Source organism: Bacillus sp. S2(2024) (genome assembly GCF_050474045.1).
In the GTDB taxonomy this organism is placed as follows: domain Bacteria; phylum Bacillota; class Bacilli; order Bacillales; family Bacillaceae_G; genus Bacillus_A; species Bacillus_A yunxiaonensis.
Map to the genome: position 1 here is coordinate 741,823 of NZ_JBFLUS010000003.1, position 18,129 is coordinate 759,951.

Genomic DNA, 18,129 nt, shown 5'->3' on the forward strand with positions numbered 1-18,129 from the left:
AATTTTGAAAGCCCTTTCAGTAAGGGTTCCTAGTCTCTTCAAAAAAAGCTAGCAAAGTGCTAGCTTTTTTGTATTTTGTATAATGATATGTCGTGGTAAAAGAGTAGTTTTTACCCATTAACATGTAATAGATCAAGTCTTTCTTTTTGACGAAGATGATGCTGAAAATGCATATAAATAAGTTCAAACCATTCCGTTGCGTTTAAATAACCAAGGCGGGGATGTTGTACTTTATAGTTATTTGGAATAGTTGATAATGTAGGTTCAATTTCTTTCATTTTTTCGATAAGTTGTAATAGTCCTTGCTTAATCTCTTCTTTATTCGTTGGATTGTTCGGTGTATATGCAGGGTGAGCAGGTACTTTAATTTGGATCGGAGGAAATGCGCCCATTGCGAAAATTTTTTCTCCAGCGTCTGTTTTATCTCCGCCAATAGCAGCTGTTTGATGTGCACATTTTTCAATAGCTGCTATTTGCATATGGAATGCTGATAAAATGAGATGATTGTACATTTGTCCAAGTGACCATTCTTCATCGGAAGGTTTTTGTATCAATAGTTCTAATGGGTACTTCTCCAGCTCCTTTATGTAGTATGTTGCTAACTCTTCAAATTTCTCCAAAACTGTACTTGTTTTCATGTTACATACTCCCTTTCTTCTTATCATTAATTTCTTCTATTTTATTATAAAGAAGTACTACTGACACCATTATGTCAGTAGTGAAAATAAAAAGTTACATATCTAATATATTTTTTGCTTCCTCTTTTATTCTTTCTGCAAGCAGGGGTGGTTCTAATACCTTTACTTTGCTTCCCCAGCTAAATACCCATTGGAAAATTTCATCTATCTGTCTTACTTTTAGAAAAACATGGAGACCGTCTTCTTTCAGCTCATATGTATCTATATAAAAATAACGGGTTTCTATTACTTTATGAAAAACAGAATGTTGAAACACAAGGTGGACGGTTACAGTACGATTATTTTCTGGTGTGTATTCTAGTAAATAAAAGTTTTTCGGTTTTGTAAAAGTTTCTTTTTCTTGTATTAGATCGTTCATTCGATCTAAGCGGAAGTGTCGTATTTGTTTTCGAAGTAAACAATAAGCAACAAGATACCATAATCCAGAAATGTTTACGAGACCATAGGGATGAACGACTCTTTTTTCTTTTTGTGTTTCGGCTTGATTTGGTTTCCGGTAATAAAAAGAGATACCTATCTGTTTTTGGATGGATTCTTGTAAAGTAGGAATCTTCTGTTCCTGTTTAAATCCAAAGGTATTATGAGAAAAAGAAGTAGAAAGGAAACGAAATGTGCCCCGTAATTCTTTTACTTTTTGTTTTTGTTCAGCAGGGAGAATTGCTTCAAGTTTTTCTTTGGCAGATTGAGCGTGTATACAGAAAGGGTTATGCAGATTTTGTTCAACATAATCATTACCTAACAACAGGGTAACAGCTTCTTCTGGTTTTAAGTGGATTGGCGGTAGGAAATATCCTTCCATTAAAGAGTAACCCTGCCCTGGAACAGAGAGAATGGGCACACCAGATTCACATAGTGCTTGCATATCTCGATAAATTGTCCGCTTACAAGTTTCATATTTTTTTGCTAAAGTGTCTGCTGTTACGATTCTTTGTCGCTGTAATTCCATAACAATGGAAAGTAAACGATCTGTTCGATTCATCTATATCACCCTTTTTGGTTTATAAGCTATAGTTACAACACAAAAATGAATTCGAACTATAGAGCGATTTTTCCTGCAGTTTATAGTATTAATTTACTAGTTTTTAAGTTTTACAATATCAATATAGTAATTTTCCACTGAGGTGTCTTGCAGTTTCCAATTATATACTATATAATTCTAAATAAGAAAACGTTTTCATTCAAAGGGGGAGAATTTCGTGTCGACGATCGAGGACGTAGCGAAATTAGCGGGGTTATCAAGAACAACGGTTTCTCGGGTAATTAATAACCATCCGTATGTATCGGAAGAGAAGAAAAAGAGAGTACAATTAGCGATGAAACACCTTGGATTTGTTCCGAATTCTGCGGCGAGAAGACTTCGTAAGCAAAAAACAGAAACGATCGCGGTTTTAGTTCCGCGCGTGACAGATCCTTTTTTCAGTAAATTTATTGAGGCAATTGAAATTGTCGCTTCAGATCATAAATATAAACTGATTATTTGTCAAACAAGATATTTACCAGAAAAAGAGATGGAGTATTTACAATTGTTATCTACGAAACAAGTAGATGGAATTATTTTATGTTCACTTGAAAATTCGTGGGAGGATGTTGAGCCTTATTTACAGCATGGCCCGATTGTTTTATGCAATGAATATATTGAAGAAGCAAACATTCCAACTGTAAACTTTGATCATGCACAAGGAGCTTACATAGCAGCGAAGCATGTGTTAGATCAAGGATATCGTCATCTTGTCTTTTGTCGGGGGAAAGAGACAAAGGTGATAAATCAACAGAGAAAAATGGGATTTTTGCGTGCTGTAACAGAGAAAAGCAAACAAGTTGAGTCGCTTGATTTCATTGAAAGCGCTTACTCAGTTGAGGATGGAAAAAATATGTTCTATGAGCTTTTGCAAGACAAAAAAAATCCTACCGCTATTTTGGCAGGGGGAGATGAAGTCGCAGCAGGAATTATCACAGAGGCGAGTAAACACAACTGGAGCATTCCTGATGATTTAGCTGTAGTTGGTTTTGATAATCAGTTCTTATCACAGATTACAGACTCAGGTATTACAACTATTGACCAGCCAATTGATGACATGGCACGTAAAGTTGTTGAACTGATGATGGATAAAATTCATACGAAAAATTATCGAAATAAAGAAGTGTACGAGTTTGAACTGGAGCTCTTGGTGAAAGGGTCAACGGTGAAAAGTACAATGATGCCAGCCTAGTAGACGATGTCTGCTAGGTTTTTTATATTTACAATCTATTATTCTTCGTGAGTACAATCTTCACATTTGTTGTGATACGCTTCGTGTTGCTCATCAATTTCTCTTCCGCAGTGGGAACAAGTTTTTGCCGGTAAGTTTCTGAAGAACTCCATTGGTTGATCTATCATGGTAAATCCCTCCATTTCGATTTGTTACTATTATTGTATTAGTACAAATGATTAAAGTCAACAACTGTTTTATAACAAATTTGAAAATAATGAAAATGTGTAGAAAATCCATTATAGTTAAGAATGTAGAATAGAAAGTGAAACAAGGTATGTAAAACAATGATTAGTGAATTAGAAAGGATGAATACATATGAAAATGACAGTTGTTGGCTTTTGGGGCGGTTTTCCGGAAGCGGGAGAGGCAACGTCTGGATATTTATTTGAACATGATGGCTTTCGTTTACTTATCGACTGTGGAAGTGGTGTACTAGCACAGCTTCAAAAATACATAACGCCTTCCGATATAGATGCTGTTCTGTTATCACATTATCATCACGATCATGTTGCTGATATTGGGGTACTTCAATATGCTCGCTTAATTACAAGCATGACAAAGGGTGTATTACCAGAATTGCCGATTTATGGCCATACCTTTGATGCAAAAGGGTTTGCATCGTTAACACATATACCGTATACAAAAGGGGTTCCTTACAACCCAGCGGACACATTACAAATTGGTCCATTTTCCATTTCTTTCTTACAAACAGTGCATCCTGCTATATGTTTTGCAATGCGAATTACAGCAGGTGAGAAAACTGTTGTATATACGGCAGATTCTAGTTACATGCCAAAGTTTGTTTCATTTGCACAAAATGCAGATGTATTTATTTGTGAATGTAACATGTATGCACATCAAGATGGATCCAAAGCTGGGCATATGAATAGTACAGAAGCAGGAGAAATTGCAAAACAAGCAAATGTAGGAGAACTGCTTTTAACTCATTTGCCGCATGCAGGCAATCTATCTGATTTAGTAGCGGAAGCAAAACAAATTTTTAACGGCCGCACGGTGCTTGCTCATAGCGGTTACGTTTGGGAATCTTGAGGTGAAACGATGTTATTTATTGATAATAAAGGAATTACAGATCCAACGATTAACTTAGCAATTGAAGAATATTGTGTGAAAAACTTAAATATTAACGAAACGTATTTACTGTTTTATATTAATGAGCCATCTATCATTATTGGAAAGAATCAAAACACAGTAGAAGAAATTAATGCGGATTATGTGCGTGAAAAGAGCATTCACGTTGTAAGACGTCTTTCTGGAGGCGGTGCTGTGTATCATGATTTAGGAAATTTAAACTTTAGCTTTATTACGAAAGATGACGGAGATAGCTTTAACAATTTTAAAAAGTTTACAGAACCGGTGACAATAGCGCTTGGGAAATTAGGGATTAACGCCGAATTAAGCGGCCGTAACGATATTTTAGCAGAAGGAAGAAAAATTTCTGGTAACGCCCAGTTTGCGACAAAAGGCCGTATGTTTAGTCACGGTACGTTATTATTTGATTCTGAAATCGACCATGTTGTATCTGCGTTGAATGTAAAGATGGATAAGATTCAATCAAAAGGAATTAAATCGATTCGCAGTCGCGTTGCAAACATTACAGAATTTTTAAATGAGAAAATTACAATTGAAGAATTTAAACAACTCCTTTTAGAAAATATTTTTGAAGGCGAAAGTGAAATTCCAACATATGAATTAACGGAAGAAGATTGGAAAAAAATCTATAAAATCTCAGAAGAACGTTATCGAAATTGGGATTGGAACTACGGAAAATCTCCAAAATTTAATTTGCAGCATTCACACCGTTTCCCAGTTGGACAAGTAGATGTTCGGTTAGAAGTACAGAAAGGTGTAGTCTCTGAATGTAAGATTTACGGGGACTTCTTTGGTGTTGAAGATGTACATGACATTGAAGAGCGTTTAAGAGGTAAGGTGTTTGATAAGGAGGCATTTGCTGAGGCGCTAGCAGATGTAGAAGTGCCACGTTATTTTGGTAATATAACAAAAGAAGATTTCTTATCTTTATTCTTTTAATGATATTAAAAACAGCCATATCTTACATATGGCTGTTTCTTATATAGATGTTCAATGAAATGTAACTTGCGCCCTTAATTTTCTTTTAATATAATGTATTTAGAATTTTTAAAATTTTATAAAAGGTGGGGTTTTTGTGAATCTCGTTCAAAGATTAGCCGAAACGGTGAAAAAGAAAGGGGATAAGCCGGTTTATATTTTTCAGGATCAGTCGGTTTCTTATGACCAATTTAACGTATTAGTCACGAAGTTTTCTAGTAGTTTAGCAAAAATGGGGATTGGAAAAGGGGACAATGTTGCATTAATTGTTGGGAATTCACCGCACTTTTTAATTGGTTTATACGGAGCAATGCGTGCAGGAGCCACCGTTATTCCAGTCAATCCGATTTATACACCAGATGAACTATATTACATTTTACAAAATGGAGACGTTAAAGCAATCATCACACTCGACATCCTTCTACCAGTTATGCAATCACTTACATCAAGACTTCCTTCCATCGAGAATATCATCATTTGTGAAACCTCAGCAGATTCAACTCATGAAGAAACCGAAAAAATGAAAACGTTTACGAATTTAGTAGCGAGCGGAGATCTTGCTTTTCAAGGTCCAGATATACAAGAAGAAGATGTTGCCGTTATATTATATACATCTGGAACGACAGGAAAGCCAAAAGGGGCAATGTTAACACACAAAAACTTATACAGTAATGCAAGCGATGTTGCTTCATATTTACAGTATTCAGAGCATGATCGTGTAATTGCAGCTCTTCCGATGTTCCATGTATTTTGTTTAACGGTTGCTGTTAATGCGCCAATTGTAAACGGGGCAACGATTTTAATGCTGCCAAAGTTTAGCCCGAAAGAAGTATTTCGCATTTGTCGTACATATGAGGCTACTATATTCGCTGGAGTACCAACAATGTATAATTATTTATATTTGCATGAGGACGCCAGTGCAGAAGATGTTCATACGCTTCGTTTTTGTATTTCTGGCGGTGCGTCTATGCCTGTTGCCCTTCTTACAAACTTTGAAAAAAGGTATGATGTTATTGTTTCGGAAGGATATGGATTATCAGAAGCATCACCTGTCACTTGTTTCAATCCGCTTGATCGTCCGCGTAAGCCTGGTTCAATTGGAACGAATGTTCAGAATGTGGAAAACAAAGTTGTAAATGAAATGGGTGAGGAAGTACCAGTTGGCGAAGTTGGGGAATTAATCGTTCGCGGCCCCAACATAATGAAGGGCTATTACAAAGCGCTGGAAGATACAGCCGCAACAATTCGTGATGGCTGGCTGTATACAGGCGACTTAGCAAAAATGGATGAAGAAGGTTACTTTTATATTGTAGACCGGAAAAAAGATATCGTCCTTGTTGGCGGTTATAATGTTTACCCACGTGAAGTAGAAGAAGTGCTATATATGCATGAAGCTGTTGCTGAAGTTGTTGTAATCGGCGTCCCAGATGAAAGTTTAGGTGAAGCAGTGAAAGCATATGTTGTATCGAAAACGAATGCTGTTACAGTGGAAGAGCTTATGGCGTACTGTTCGTTGCATCTTGCAAAATATAAAGTGCCAAGCAGTATTGAGTTTTTAGAGGAGCTTCCGAAAAATACGACAGGAAAGATTTTAAGAAGGGCGTTAAAAGAGAAGGCGATGCAAGTATAAGAGGAATGAAAAAGCAGCAGCTTGGTGTATTTGGGCTGCTGTTTTTTTATTTGTATGTATTTCTTTTTATAAAAAAACTATCGAACAAATAGTTGGAAACATCATTAATTGTAAATCGAATAATTCATTAATATTTGGGGGAAATCCACCAAGACAAATTTTAATTAATAACATTACTATACTACCTAATAGAGAATATATAACTAAAGCTAGTTTGAAAGATGGGGATTTAGGAATTATAAAGTATCTATATAATAATTCACCAATTATACAGCCTGTTAATACGATGGGTGCTCCATAAATTATTAGTAGAATGGAAAAACCTAAAAGATCCTGCCACTCTATCTTACTTGGAGACATAATCAGTCCTGACAGATTCATTGAAATAATCAAGCTACTTAAAGAATAAAGAAAAGCTACTAAAAATTTTTTAATTATCTATCTCTCCAATCATACAATTCATTTTTTACAGTAATTGTATCAAGGATAAGGTTTGTTGCAAAGTGTTCTCAATCAAATTAAACTCTGTATAAAATTCTTAACATAGTACAAAAAGAAAGAACGATTGCATTTCATTACATGCGCATTACGTTTTTGTAAGGTTAATCATTCGAGTTTGTTCAGATCACTCTGTTAATAATTGTTTGAATTCTTAGTTGACATATAGGAATTGTGTATTTAGAATAAAGAGAAATAATTGAAAAGTTAAACAATAGAAGCTGATCAGAGAAACTGAAGGCGCACAACGTTCACTTTGTGAAAAGGTTGTGTGCCTTTTTTCTATTGTATAAAACAAGGAGGGGCATAGATGAAGCTGTGGGGGAAAACATCAATTACAAAGGGAGCGGGCGTTTTGTTATCGACGTTGTTTCTGTTATCAGGATGTGCTTCGACAACATCTACTAGTAAATCGGAATCAGGAAAGTCTATTGAACTTTTAAATGTATCTTATGATCCAACTCGGGAATTGTATCAAGATTTTAACAAAGATTTTGCAAAGTATTGGAAAGAAAAATCTGGTGAGACGGTTACCGTGAAACAATCTCACGGAGGCTCAGGCAGTCAAGCGCGTTCAGTCATTGATGGACTAGAAGCAGATGTTGTGACGCTGGCATTGGGATATGATATTGACGCGATTAGCAAGAAGAAGCTGATATCTGAAGATTGGCAGAAACGTCTTTCTAATAACTCAACTCCATACACGTCTACTATCGTATTTCTTGTGCGAAAAGGAAATCCGAAAGGGATTAAAGATTGGGATGATTTAACAAAGAAAGGGGTTTCTGTTGTTACACCAAATCCAAAAACATCAGGAGGAGCTCGCTGGAACTATTTAGCGGCATGGGGATATGCATTAAAGAAGCACAACAATAGTGAAGAAAAAGCAAAAGAATTTGTAAGTCAGCTATATAAAAATGTAGCGGTGTTAGACTCAGGTGCGCGCGGTGCAACGAATACCTTTGTAGAGAAAGGGATTGGGGATGTTCTTATCGCCTGGGAAAATGAGGCATTACTATCACAAAAAGAGCTGGGGAAAGACAAGTTTGAAATTGTTACACCATCTATCAGTATTCTTGCTGAACCTCCAGTGGCTGTCGTGGATAAAGTGGTTGATAAAAAGGGAACACGTAAAGTAGCGGAAGCATATCTCGAATATTTATATACGGAGAAAGGACAGGAGATTGCGGCAAAAAACTTTTACCGTCCTCGAGATCAAAAGGTAGTTGAAAAATATGCATCACAGTTCCCGAAAGTACAATTGTTTACAGTAGATGAAGTGTTTGGAGGGTGGAAAAAAGCGCAAGAAACGCATTTCAATGATGGGGGTGTCTTTGATAAAATCTATCAAAAATAATAGAAGTATATAAATACAAATTAAAAACCGACATAAGAACCCCTTTCTTTTTAGGGGGAAGAGAGCATCTGGCCATGCATAGAAGCGGTCGGGGCCTTTTCCTGCCACATGCAAGGTTTAAAACAAAAGGAGCAAGCAAGTAGCGATCATATTGCATGCTGTATAGCAGTAACTTATGAGTCGGAACATTAAAATGGATTTAGATAGATGACGCAATGAGGTGAAAGAATGTGAGGAAGAAGAGTAGGAAGCAGCGGCAAATTTTACCCGGATTTGGGCTTTCTCTTGGATTTACGATGTTATATGTAAGTTTGTTTGTCCTAATACCATTATCTATCGTTTTTATTCAAACTTCTCAGTTAGGATGGAGCAAATTCTTTCAAGTTATCACAAGTGAAAGAGTATTGCATGCTTATCAAATTAGTTTTATAACTTCACTTGCAGCGGCGATTATAAATGTTTGTTTTGGTCTATTAATTTCCTGGGTACTTGTTCGTTACTCGTTCCCGGGAAAACGGCTGCTTGATGGATTAATTGATTTGCCTTTCGCTTTACCAACAGCTGTTGCTGGTATTACGCTTACTACTTTGTATTCTCAAAACGGCTGGATTGGAAAAATTTTTGATGTGTTTCATATAAAAATAGCCTTTACTCCACTTGGTATTATCGTTGCCCTAACTTTTATTGGCTTACCCTTTGTTGTGCGCATGGTTCAGCCTGTATTACAAAATATTGATAAGGAAGTGGAAGAAGCAGCGGCCAGTTTAGGAGCAGCACGTTTACAAGTATTTTGGAAGGTTGTTTTTCCAGAAATTTTCCCTGCTTTATTAGCAGGATTTTCGCTAGCTTTTTCAAGGGCGCTAGGGGAGTACGGATCTGTTGTCTTTATTGCCGGAAATATGCCGTTCAAAACAGAAATTGCTCCGCTGATGATTATGACAAAACTTGAGCAATATGATTATGCAGGTGCGACAGCCGTGGCGGCTGTTATGCTGATTGTTTCTCTTTTCTTCCTTTTTACTATTAATATCATTCAGGGCTGGAGTCAAAAACGTGGATTGCGAAATGAATAGAAAGGGGACGAAAGGATGGAACCGTCATTATTTAAACCAATAAAACAAAGAACAGTTCAGACACCTGTACCTATTGCAGAATCCAAAGTAATCCGCATTATTTTGATTGCGGTGACAATTATATATTTATCTTTATTTCTTCTGTTACCGTTAATTACGATTTTCATGAAAGCATTTGAACATGGAATAGATGTGTACATTGCAGCAATTACAGATAGTGAAGCATTTTCTGCGATTCGTCTAACGATTATTGTTGCTCTAATTGTTGTTCCGCTTAATACGATATTTGGTGTGGCAGCAGCATGGCTTATTACAAAATTTCGGTTTAGAGGGAAACAGCTTCTTTTATCGCTTATTGAACTCCCCTTTGCTGTTTCACCGGTTATTGCCGGGTTAGTTTTTGTATTATTATTTACGCCTCGCGGTGAGCTAGGGGCATGGCTAATGGAGCATGGCGTGAAGCTTATTTTTTCTGTGCCTGGTATTGTAATTGCCACTATTTTTGTGACATTCCCATTTGTAGCCCGCGAATTAATTCCTGTTATGGAGGCACAAGGTACAAGTGAAGAAGAGGCAGCTTTATCGCTAGGAGCAAGCGGCTGGAAAATGTTTTTGCGCGTTACACTGCCGAATATAAAATGGGGTTTACTATATGGCATAATTTTATGTAATGCCCGTGCGATTGGAGAATTTGGAGCCGTTTCTGTTGTATCGGGACATGTGCGAGGTGTTACGAATACGATGCCGCTTCATATTGAAATTTTATATAACGAATATCAATTTTCCGCTGCATTTGCCGTTGCTTCTTTAATGTCACTGCTTGCGGTTGTTACGTTAATTATAAAGAACTGGATTGAATGGAAAGGACGTTAATAGATAAGAAAGGAGATGGAATAGGGTGAGTATTCAAATTCATAATGTATGGAAGCAATATGGTACGTTTCAAGCTCTGCGGGAAATTAATTTAGAAATTCCGAAAGGGGAACTCGTTGCGCTGTTAGGCCCATCTGGTTCTGGGAAAACGACGTTATTACGAATTATTGCAGGGCTAGAACAAGCAGATCAAGGGTCAATCTTATTTGATGGGGAAGATTTAACTCATACTCATGTGAAAAATCGACAAGTTGGTTTTGTGTTTCAACATTATGCTCTTTTTAAACATATGAATGTATTTGAAAATGTGGCTTTTGGATTGAAAGTAAGAAAAAAGAAATTAAGACCGTCTCCAGCAGAAATAGAAGAAAAGGTTCTTGAGTTACTAAGACTTGTTAAGATGGATAGTTTTGCGGCGCGTTATCCCGCTCAATTATCAGGTGGTCAAAGGCAGCGTGTTGCCTTAGCAAGAGCTTTGGCAGTTGAACCAAAGATTTTGCTTCTAGATGAGCCGTTTGGTGCATTGGATGCAAAGGTACGTAAAGAGTTGCGGAGATGGCTCCGGAAATTACATGATGAGTTTCATATTACAAGTGTGTTTGTTACACATGACCAAGAGGAAGCGCTAGATGTTGCCGATCGAATTGTTGTTATGAATGGAGGATGCATAGAACAGATGGGGACACCAGAAGATGTGTATGATAATCCAGCTAGCCCATTTGTATATGACTTTCTTGGAAATGTAAATTTATTTCATGGTCGTGTTCATAAAGGAAAACTGAATTTAGGATCTATTGAATTAGAGGCGCCGGAACATACGCATGTTTCAGATACAGATGCGATTGCCTATGTGCGTCCGCATCAGTTGTCTATTGAACGTACAAAACAAAGTGAAGATGCAATTCAAGCAAGAGTAACATATATACATGCAGTCGGTCCGGTTGTATATATTGAATTGCAGCGTTTAGGAACGGAAGAGTACTTAGAAGCGGAAGTAGGCAAGGAGCAGTTTGCACAGTTACATGTTCGGGCAGGCGAGGTCGTATATGTGCGCCCGAAAGAAGTGAAAGTGTTTGTTCCAGAGGATTTTGTGATTTAAATTAGCTATTCATTTAGTAAAAAACGAAAGATGCTTTGTCATCTTTCGTTTTTTATTTATGCTATAATTTTATCGCAAAATTATTATTTTGCTGAGTAGTAAAAATAGTATAATGAAACTATTACATCTAGAAAGAGGGTATTTTTGTGGGGAAAATTCACATTATTCATGAAAATAAAGAGTGGACAACTCATCTTATAAAAAGGTTGGAAGAACTTGGACTTCCATATGAAGAATGGCATTTAGACGAAGGGATTGTTGATCTTTCTGCTGTTCCGCCAGAAGGTGTATTTTATAACCGAATGAGCGCTTCTTCTCATACGAGAGATCACCGTTTTGCACCGGAGCTTACTGCTGCTGTACTTGCTTGGTTAGAACGACATAATCGAAAGGTGTTCAACGGAAGCAGAGCATTGCAGCTTGAAGTAAGTAAAGTTGCACAATATATGGCACTAAACGCTCAAGGAATTCGTACACCAAAGACAATTGCGGCTGTTGGGAAGGGGCATATTATAGAAGCGGCAGCTCAATTTGAAGGACGTCCATTTATTACGAAGCATAACCGTGCTGGAAAAGGATTAGGGGTTCAACTGTTCCAGTCTGTTGCTTCTTTAAAAGATTATGTAGAAAGTGCAGCTTTTGAAGAGCCAGTAGATGGTATTACACTGATTCAAGAATATATTCAAGCTCCTGAGCCTTATATTACGCGTTGCGAGTTTGTGGGCGGAAAGTTTGTGTATGCCGTACAAGTAGATACATCAAAAGGTTTTGAATTATGCCCAGCTGATGCTTGTCAAATTGGCGATTTGTTCTGTCCAGTTGGAGAGAAAGCTCCGGAAAAACCGAAGTTTCAAATCATTGAAGGATTTAACGACCCAATTATTCAAAAATATGAAGCAGTTTTGGCTGCTAACGATATAGCGATCGCTGGCATTGAGTTCATTCGAAATGCTGATGGTGAAATTTTCACTTATGATATTAATACGAACACAAACTATAATGCTGACGCTGAAGCAGTTGTTGGCAAATACGGTATGTTAGAGATTGCGAAATTTCTTGGTAGTGAATTAGGGAAATTATAATAGATAAAGAGGAAAGCTGCTGATAGGCAGCTTTCTTTTCTATTAGCTATGGCACATAATTCTATTGATATTTGATTAAAATGAAAGCTCGAAAATAAAGGAATACTCGTTTGGAGGGAGTGAGAAAATGCACAAAAAAAAGTATTTTATACTATTAGTTCCGGCTCTTATCATTGCACTGTTCTTACTTTATTATCTTTCAGCAGATAGACGATATTATGTATTCTTGGTACCTATTCTGTTTTGGACTATCTACTATCTTTGGATTTATTATGATGTAAATTTACACAAGCTAGTATTATTCAAATATGGTATAATTTACATGTTAATTGGTATATAAAGAAGGGTTGGTATGATACAAGGAAAGATAAGGCCTGCATGTTTGTAACAGGAGGTAAAGACAGTGAGAAATGTAAAATACACCTTAGGTATATAAAGAATTATATAATCAAACAGAATACATAGCCTCTCAATGAATTGGGATAACAAGCAAAACAAACCGTCAATATAAGTGTGAATCCTAAGCTCGAATATATTTTGAATCGCTTAGAGAAGGGATTTACCAAGGATAAGTTGCAAGGATTTATTCAAAAGATGGAGAGGATGCAAGCGATGGGACAATTTCAAAGTAATTTTCAAACGGCAGAACAAATCGCTACGCAAATGGGGACGGCTTCTGATTCGATTCAAAATGCGACAAATAAATCCATAACCAAGTCGGAACGTACAACATTGTCTGTTAACTCCAAAGCACAAGAAGTCAATCAACAAACCTTAGACTTAACCAAGCAATTTTATGCTGCCTTTCAACAAGGGGTTAACAACATTCATTCTGCAGCCCAAGAGTTTGAGCGTATGGATAACGAACTTCAAAAGAATTTTAATCATGCTCCTTTCAGAAAAGATCCTTTAGCCGATATGGCAACCTACACAAACGCGAAAAAGTAGGAGGGAAAAGATGAATCAAGGTCTCGAAAAACAGGTTGATCAACTGAATCACAAATTAAGAAGTCTATCCGAAGAACAACATCAAAATCAACTCGCGATTCAAAGGCAAGAACAAATGGAAGCAGATTTTTATGAATGGAAAGGTCGAAGCTGCCGTTTGTTTGACGGCATTTTAGAAACTTGGCACAACGATAGAGAACTGAGACATTTCTTTCACAATATGCGTCAAGATGCACAACAAATCGAACGAAAACTCACCTATGAATTGGAAGACAAAAAAGAAACGTTGCTAAAAGAGAAAAAAAACTTGAGTGATCTAGAAAACGACCTTTATTATCAAAGGCAAAACTTAGCACGGGAAGTGAATTCATGAGTTTAGATATGTACCTAGGGGAAGTACAAACCCAAACAAAAAGTATGAATGATATGTGTATTGCCATCATTCAAGGGATGGAACAAGTCATCAATTCAATTGATGCTTTTGTATTCGATGCTGTTTTGCAAGGACAAACTTATGATAGTGCAAAAACATTCTTTGCACAAACCTTTCGTCCTTTAGCTCAAGGGATTATTTATTTGTGTGAAGAATTAATTCGCCAAAACGATGCTTTTCCGAATAATTTTCAATCACAAGTCGCTTCGACAGATGTTATCGAACAAAAAGTACTAAAACAAATTAAAGAGCTTGAGCAAATGATAGCAGCGCTGGAAGCAATAAGTGAAAACATGCCAGGTGTGCAGGCGATGCTACAGGTTTATTATGCGATGAAACGAAAGCTTGAAGAATTGCTAAAACGTCTGTATGAATTCAATCAAACATCTAGTGATAATTATGATACAGCACTTCAACTAGCCGCTAGCGTCGCTCAAGGTCTTGCGGAAGTTCAAAGTGGAAAAGGTTTTAATGCCACCAGCGGTACATTTAGTACGCAAGAGTTGAATATGGGGTGGACGGCATCTATTCAAAAAATTACAGAAGATAAAGCGCGGAAAGCTGATAAACTGCGGAAAGCTGATAAACTAAATTCTCAAAAAAATGTGAAGTTTTTACAAGGTAAAGCAGAATGGAAAGATGGAGATCGAGTAGGTGGAACTTTAGAGGGTACTGTAGCAGATGTGAAAAATAGTGTCGGAGAAAATGGAGAGTTTAACATGAAGGCTTTATCTGGAAAAATAGACATAAATCTCCCTTATTCTTTTGACGCTGCCAAGGATGATTTATTTGCAGGGAATATTATTGGTGGAAAAATAGAAGGCTCTGCTCTAGAGAATTCATATAAAATACAAGCTCCTATTCTTACTCCTATTGGTGTTTTTATGAAGGATATTACAATTACCCAAAAGTTTTTCGAGGGAAATTTCGCATCTGGTGTGGAACAATATACACTGAAAACCGAAGCTGAGCTTACTACAAATAAGTACGAAGTAGCGTTAAATCTCTTTCATATTCCAGAATTTATTCCGTTCATAGGAGATAAAGATGTAATAGCAACAGGAGAATTGGGTTTAGGGTCATTCGGTTACAAACTTCGTTTTGGACGAGAAACGGGTGGATATGTTGGACCAGGAGAAGGTTTCGGTTTGGGCGGCTTTATTAAATTTGAAAAACCAGAGGAGGAAAAATAACATGGAGCCATTTAAGGCGGGGAAGATTATTACATATGTTGCAATTGCTATATTTCTTATAGTTGCTATTATATCTCCCTATGAATTACCTAAAAAGATTTTATTTATTATTTTTGTTATTATTCTAGGAGTATTCGCACTTAGTACTAATAAATTGTATGAATGGATATTTAATAAAATTAAGAATAAATAAGCTTTACTATAAGATGAGAGAAAGCAAGACATGAGAAAATCGTTAAAAATCATTATCATTATTGGGATATTCATCCTTATTATGGTGATATATGGATTATCCCCGCCGCTTTTCAAAAAGAAAAGATCATCTTTACAGATATCCAATTATCTGTGGGGTTTACTTTGATAATATTGTTAGAACATATATTTAGATACATAAAAATAGGAAAAAACAATAAAACTCTATGATTTATTAACTTAGTGGTGAAATATTTTTATAGTGGCGTATTTATGAAATTTAGAACATATGGAGAAGATGTTTAGAACAGTTAAAAAAGAGACTTATTACAGCTGTTTTTATAAAATTGTATTATGAATACTGCCTGTTGGGGGAAATAACCAATTTAAAAAACAGAGGGAGAATATAAAATGAAACTATTACCTATCGGTTCAGTAGTTAAACTCAAAGATGTAGAACCAATCATTATGATTATTGGAAGAATGGTCGTCTCAGCAGATAAACGTGATTTTGACTATGTAGGTGTTCCTTATCCTATTGGTTATTTAGGTGATGAAAAAGTATTATGCTTTAATCATGATAGGATTGTGGAGGAGATGCATAGAGGTTATATGAATGAAAGTGAGTTAGTATTACGTGAAAAGTTATTAGAAATGTAAATAAGTTCAAAAAAGAAATATAGCTTCTAAAAATATGATAGGAGAAAAATAAAATGAGCAAGATAGTGAGAATTCTTGTAATCATTGGTATACTTTTTCCACCTGTATTGATGTGGAGTGCGTCTGACATTCCTCAAAATGATAAACTTCTCTTTACAGGTTTACAACTATCTATAGGATTCATCTCATTAGTAACGTTAGAGATTATATTTAGAAGCCTAAAAAAGAAGAGAGCAAAATAAATTAGGAAAGATAAAACCTCTGTTAAATTATTGACAGAGGTTTTATCATATCAATCCCAACCACTAATACATACTTAACAATAAAAAACTCCTCATCTATAACAACGAATTTATTTCAAAAAAGTTACAAAATTTCATATAATAAAAGCAAAAAACATCAAGAAGGAAACGCCAGTTCCCTTTATCATAATACATATAAGGCAGGTGAACAGAGATGGGAAGCTATGAAATACAAATTCAAAAGGTAATAGATTATATTGAAGAAGATGTGATGGAAAAGCAAACGTTAGCGAATCTTGCTCGCGTTGCAGGATTTTCGGAGTTTCATTTCCACCGCGTGTTTCAAGCACTCGTAGGAGACTCTGTGATGGAGTATGTACGAAAGAGAAGGCTAGCCCGGGCAGCTTATCAGCTTTCTCATACAGAGGAGAAAATTCTTGATATTGCATTAGAGCATGGCTTTCAATCTCATGAAACGTTCACACGCGCCTTCAAAAAGCTGTTTCATATGACGCCGAGTGCATATCGAAAGCAAGAGATTCGAACGCCGTTATATTCCAAAGTGAATGTAATGCAGCGCAAATTTAATCCGTATTTAGGGGGAATCAAAATGGAATTTCGTATAGAAACAAAGCCAGCTTTTCAAGTAATTGGATATGAAATGAAGACAACGGGTAAAGACGGAAAAAATCTAACAGATATTCCAGCGATGTGGCAACATTATTTGCAAAATAATTTGTCGGAAAACATTCCAAACCGTAAGCATACGAATGAGTTCGTTGAGTTAGGGATGTGTACGGATTTTAATTTGGAAACAGGTGAGATTACGTATATTATTGGAATGGAAGTAACAAGCTTTGATGGTGTATCAAGTGAGTTGACGTGCCGCACATTCCCTGAAGCAACGTACGCTGTATTTACAACACCAAAAGTTCCCGAGGAAGAAATGGTACCATCGATTCAGCAAACGTGGAATGCAATCTTTACAGAGTGGTTCCCGCATTCTGGCTATGAGCATTCCGGCGTTGTCGAGTTTGAATTATACGATGAGCGCTCTCATGCTGATAAGCACGATCTTGTACAACTTGAGATTTGGCTGCCAGTTCAAAAGAAAAAGTAAAGGTACACATAAAAAAAGTTTCCTAGATGCTAGGAAACTTTTTTACATTGCCTCTTTAATTTTCTCCAATACTTTCTTACTATCAAACCCTCGCTCTCCCATGCCAAATACTTCGATTAAATGATTGTTTTTATCTAGTAGATAAGAATTTGAAGTATGAATGTAAAGACCGCTTCCAGGATCACGGTAGCGGAAGTTAAAAGATTCGGCTAGTTGTTTCGTTTCTTCTTCATCACCACGCAGCAAATGCCAACCTTTCGTTTGTTTCATATCAAACGTTTTGGAGTAATTTTCTAGCACTTCTTTCGTATCATATTTCGGATCAATGGTAATTGTAATAAATTCGATTTTTGTTCCGAAAACTTTCTCTTTCACAAGTTCATCTCGTAAATGTTTCATTTTATATGTTGTAACAGGACAAATATCCGGACATTTTGTATACATAAACTCTACTAATTTTAATTTTTTTGGCAGCATATCAAATGATACCGCTGTTCCATTTACATCCTCCATGATAATTCCTTTTGGCATCTCTGCTGATGCTTTTTGGTAACTGGTAAAATAAAAAATACCAATACCGATTGCAATAATAAGTCCTAACGTAAAAGTAATATACAGTTTTTTCATACCAATCCCTCCCAATTTTATTTTATAAGAAAAATCTGAAAAGTAAGGGGGGATGAGTGAATAT

19 protein-coding genes and 1 pseudogene are annotated in these 18,129 nt (G+C 36.3%); 16 read left to right on the forward strand and 4 right to left on the reverse strand.

Going from position 1 to position 18,129, the window contains the following annotated elements:
* Window positions 1-110 precede the first annotated feature (110 nt).
* Together AB1284_RS03790 and AB1284_RS03795 are read right to left on the reverse strand one after the other, a co-directional pair.
* Complete coding sequence (locus AB1284_RS03790; RefSeq protein ID WP_429751534.1) at window positions 111-638, reverse strand: DinB family protein; 528 nt, start codon at window positions 636-638, stop codon at window positions 111-113.
* Between the two features lie 94 nt (window positions 639-732).
* Window positions 733-1,677, reverse strand: a complete 945-nt coding sequence (locus tag AB1284_RS03795; protein ID WP_429751532.1) for a helix-turn-helix transcriptional regulator — start codon at window positions 1,675-1,677, stop codon at window positions 733-735.
* 217 nt (window positions 1,678-1,894) lie between these two features.
* Between AB1284_RS03795 and AB1284_RS03800 the strand changes: the two genes are divergently transcribed.
* The gene (locus AB1284_RS03800) at window positions 1,895-2,908 is read left to right on the forward strand and encodes a LacI family DNA-binding transcriptional regulator (protein WP_429751531.1); all 1,014 of its coding nucleotides are present in this window, start codon (window positions 1,895-1,897) and stop codon (window positions 2,906-2,908) included.
* A 38-nt stretch (window positions 2,909-2,946) separates the two neighbouring features.
* Here the strand turns inward: AB1284_RS03800 and yhfH are convergent, their stop codons facing one another.
* Complete coding sequence (gene yhfH / locus AB1284_RS03805; RefSeq protein WP_429751530.1) at window positions 2,947-3,075, reverse strand: protein YhfH; 129 nt, start codon at window positions 3,073-3,075, stop codon at window positions 2,947-2,949.
* Between the two features lie 190 nt (window positions 3,076-3,265).
* On the opposite strand from yhfH, the gene AB1284_RS03810 reads away from it, so the two are divergent.
* From AB1284_RS03810 to AB1284_RS03880, 15 genes and pseudogenes are all read left to right on the forward strand, one after another.
* Window positions 3,266-4,000 (forward strand): MBL fold metallo-hydrolase, encoded by a 735-nt coding sequence (locus AB1284_RS03810; RefSeq protein ID WP_429751528.1) that lies wholly within the window; start codon window positions 3,266-3,268, stop codon window positions 3,998-4,000.
* Between the two features lie 9 nt (window positions 4,001-4,009).
* On the forward strand, window positions 4,010-4,999 hold the full coding sequence (locus AB1284_RS03815; protein ID WP_429751526.1) for a lipoate--protein ligase: 990 nt from the start codon (window positions 4,010-4,012) through the stop codon (window positions 4,997-4,999).
* A 136-nt stretch (window positions 5,000-5,135) separates the two neighbouring features.
* The gene (locus tag AB1284_RS03820; protein ID WP_429751525.1) at window positions 5,136-6,668 is read left to right on the forward strand and encodes a fatty acid--CoA ligase family protein; all 1,533 of its coding nucleotides are present in this window, start codon (window positions 5,136-5,138) and stop codon (window positions 6,666-6,668) included.
* An 808-nt stretch (window positions 6,669-7,476) separates the two neighbouring features.
* Entirely contained in the window at window positions 7,477-8,523 is a 1,047-nt protein-coding gene (locus AB1284_RS03825; RefSeq protein ID WP_429751524.1) for a sulfate ABC transporter substrate-binding protein, read from the forward strand.
* A gap of 230 nt (window positions 8,524-8,753) precedes the next feature.
* Window positions 8,754-9,596 (forward strand): sulfate ABC transporter permease subunit CysT, encoded by an 843-nt coding sequence (cysT, locus tag AB1284_RS03830; RefSeq protein WP_429751522.1) that lies wholly within the window; start codon window positions 8,754-8,756, stop codon window positions 9,594-9,596.
* Between the two features lie 15 nt (window positions 9,597-9,611).
* Window positions 9,612-10,469 carry a sulfate ABC transporter permease subunit CysW gene (gene cysW, locus AB1284_RS03835; RefSeq protein ID WP_429751520.1) on the forward strand — a complete coding sequence of 286 codons (858 nt, stop codon included), beginning with the start codon at window positions 9,612-9,614 and terminating at the stop codon, window positions 10,467-10,469.
* A 25-nt stretch (window positions 10,470-10,494) separates the two neighbouring features.
* Window positions 10,495-11,568: a sulfate/molybdate ABC transporter ATP-binding protein gene (locus AB1284_RS03840; RefSeq protein WP_429751518.1), complete on the forward strand. Its 1,074-nt coding sequence runs from the start codon at window positions 10,495-10,497 to the stop codon at window positions 11,566-11,568.
* A 146-nt stretch (window positions 11,569-11,714) separates the two neighbouring features.
* Complete coding sequence (locus AB1284_RS03845) at window positions 11,715-12,650, forward strand: ATP-grasp domain-containing protein (protein ID WP_429751516.1); 936 nt, start codon at window positions 11,715-11,717, stop codon at window positions 12,648-12,650.
* 612 nt (window positions 12,651-13,262) lie between these two features.
* A pseudogene (locus tag AB1284_RS03850) lies at window positions 13,263-13,532 on the forward strand (TIGR04197 family type VII secretion effector); the annotation flags it as partial.
* Window positions 13,533-13,608: 76 nt separating this feature from the next.
* Window positions 13,609-13,971, forward strand: a complete 363-nt coding sequence (locus AB1284_RS03855; protein WP_429751514.1) for a DUF3958 family protein — start codon at window positions 13,609-13,611, stop codon at window positions 13,969-13,971.
* Complete coding sequence (locus tag AB1284_RS03860) at window positions 13,968-15,224, forward strand: T7SS effector LXG polymorphic toxin (protein ID WP_429751513.1); 1,257 nt, start codon at window positions 13,968-13,970, stop codon at window positions 15,222-15,224. The genes AB1284_RS03855 and AB1284_RS03860 overlap by 4 nt, the downstream gene beginning before the upstream one ends.
* Window position 15,225: 1 nt before the next feature.
* Window positions 15,226-15,417: a hypothetical protein gene (locus AB1284_RS03865; protein ID WP_429751511.1), complete on the forward strand. Its 192-nt coding sequence runs from the start codon at window positions 15,226-15,228 to the stop codon at window positions 15,415-15,417.
* A 410-nt stretch (window positions 15,418-15,827) separates the two neighbouring features.
* Window positions 15,828-16,076 (forward strand): DUF4176 domain-containing protein, encoded by a 249-nt coding sequence (locus AB1284_RS03870; RefSeq protein ID WP_429751509.1) that lies wholly within the window; start codon window positions 15,828-15,830, stop codon window positions 16,074-16,076.
* 53 nt (window positions 16,077-16,129) lie between these two features.
* Complete coding sequence (locus tag AB1284_RS03875) at window positions 16,130-16,318, forward strand: hypothetical protein (RefSeq protein ID WP_429751508.1); 189 nt, start codon at window positions 16,130-16,132, stop codon at window positions 16,316-16,318.
* A 214-nt stretch (window positions 16,319-16,532) separates the two neighbouring features.
* A complete protein-coding gene (locus AB1284_RS03880) occupies window positions 16,533-17,438 on the forward strand; it encodes an AraC family transcriptional regulator (RefSeq protein ID WP_429751506.1) in 906 nt (301 codons plus the stop codon).
* A 42-nt stretch (window positions 17,439-17,480) separates the two neighbouring features.
* Here AB1284_RS03880 and AB1284_RS03885 read toward each other — a convergent pair whose 3' ends face one another.
* Window positions 17,481-18,065, reverse strand: a complete 585-nt coding sequence (locus AB1284_RS03885) for an SCO family protein (protein WP_429751504.1) — start codon at window positions 18,063-18,065, stop codon at window positions 17,481-17,483.
* Window positions 18,066-18,129 lie beyond the last annotated feature (64 nt).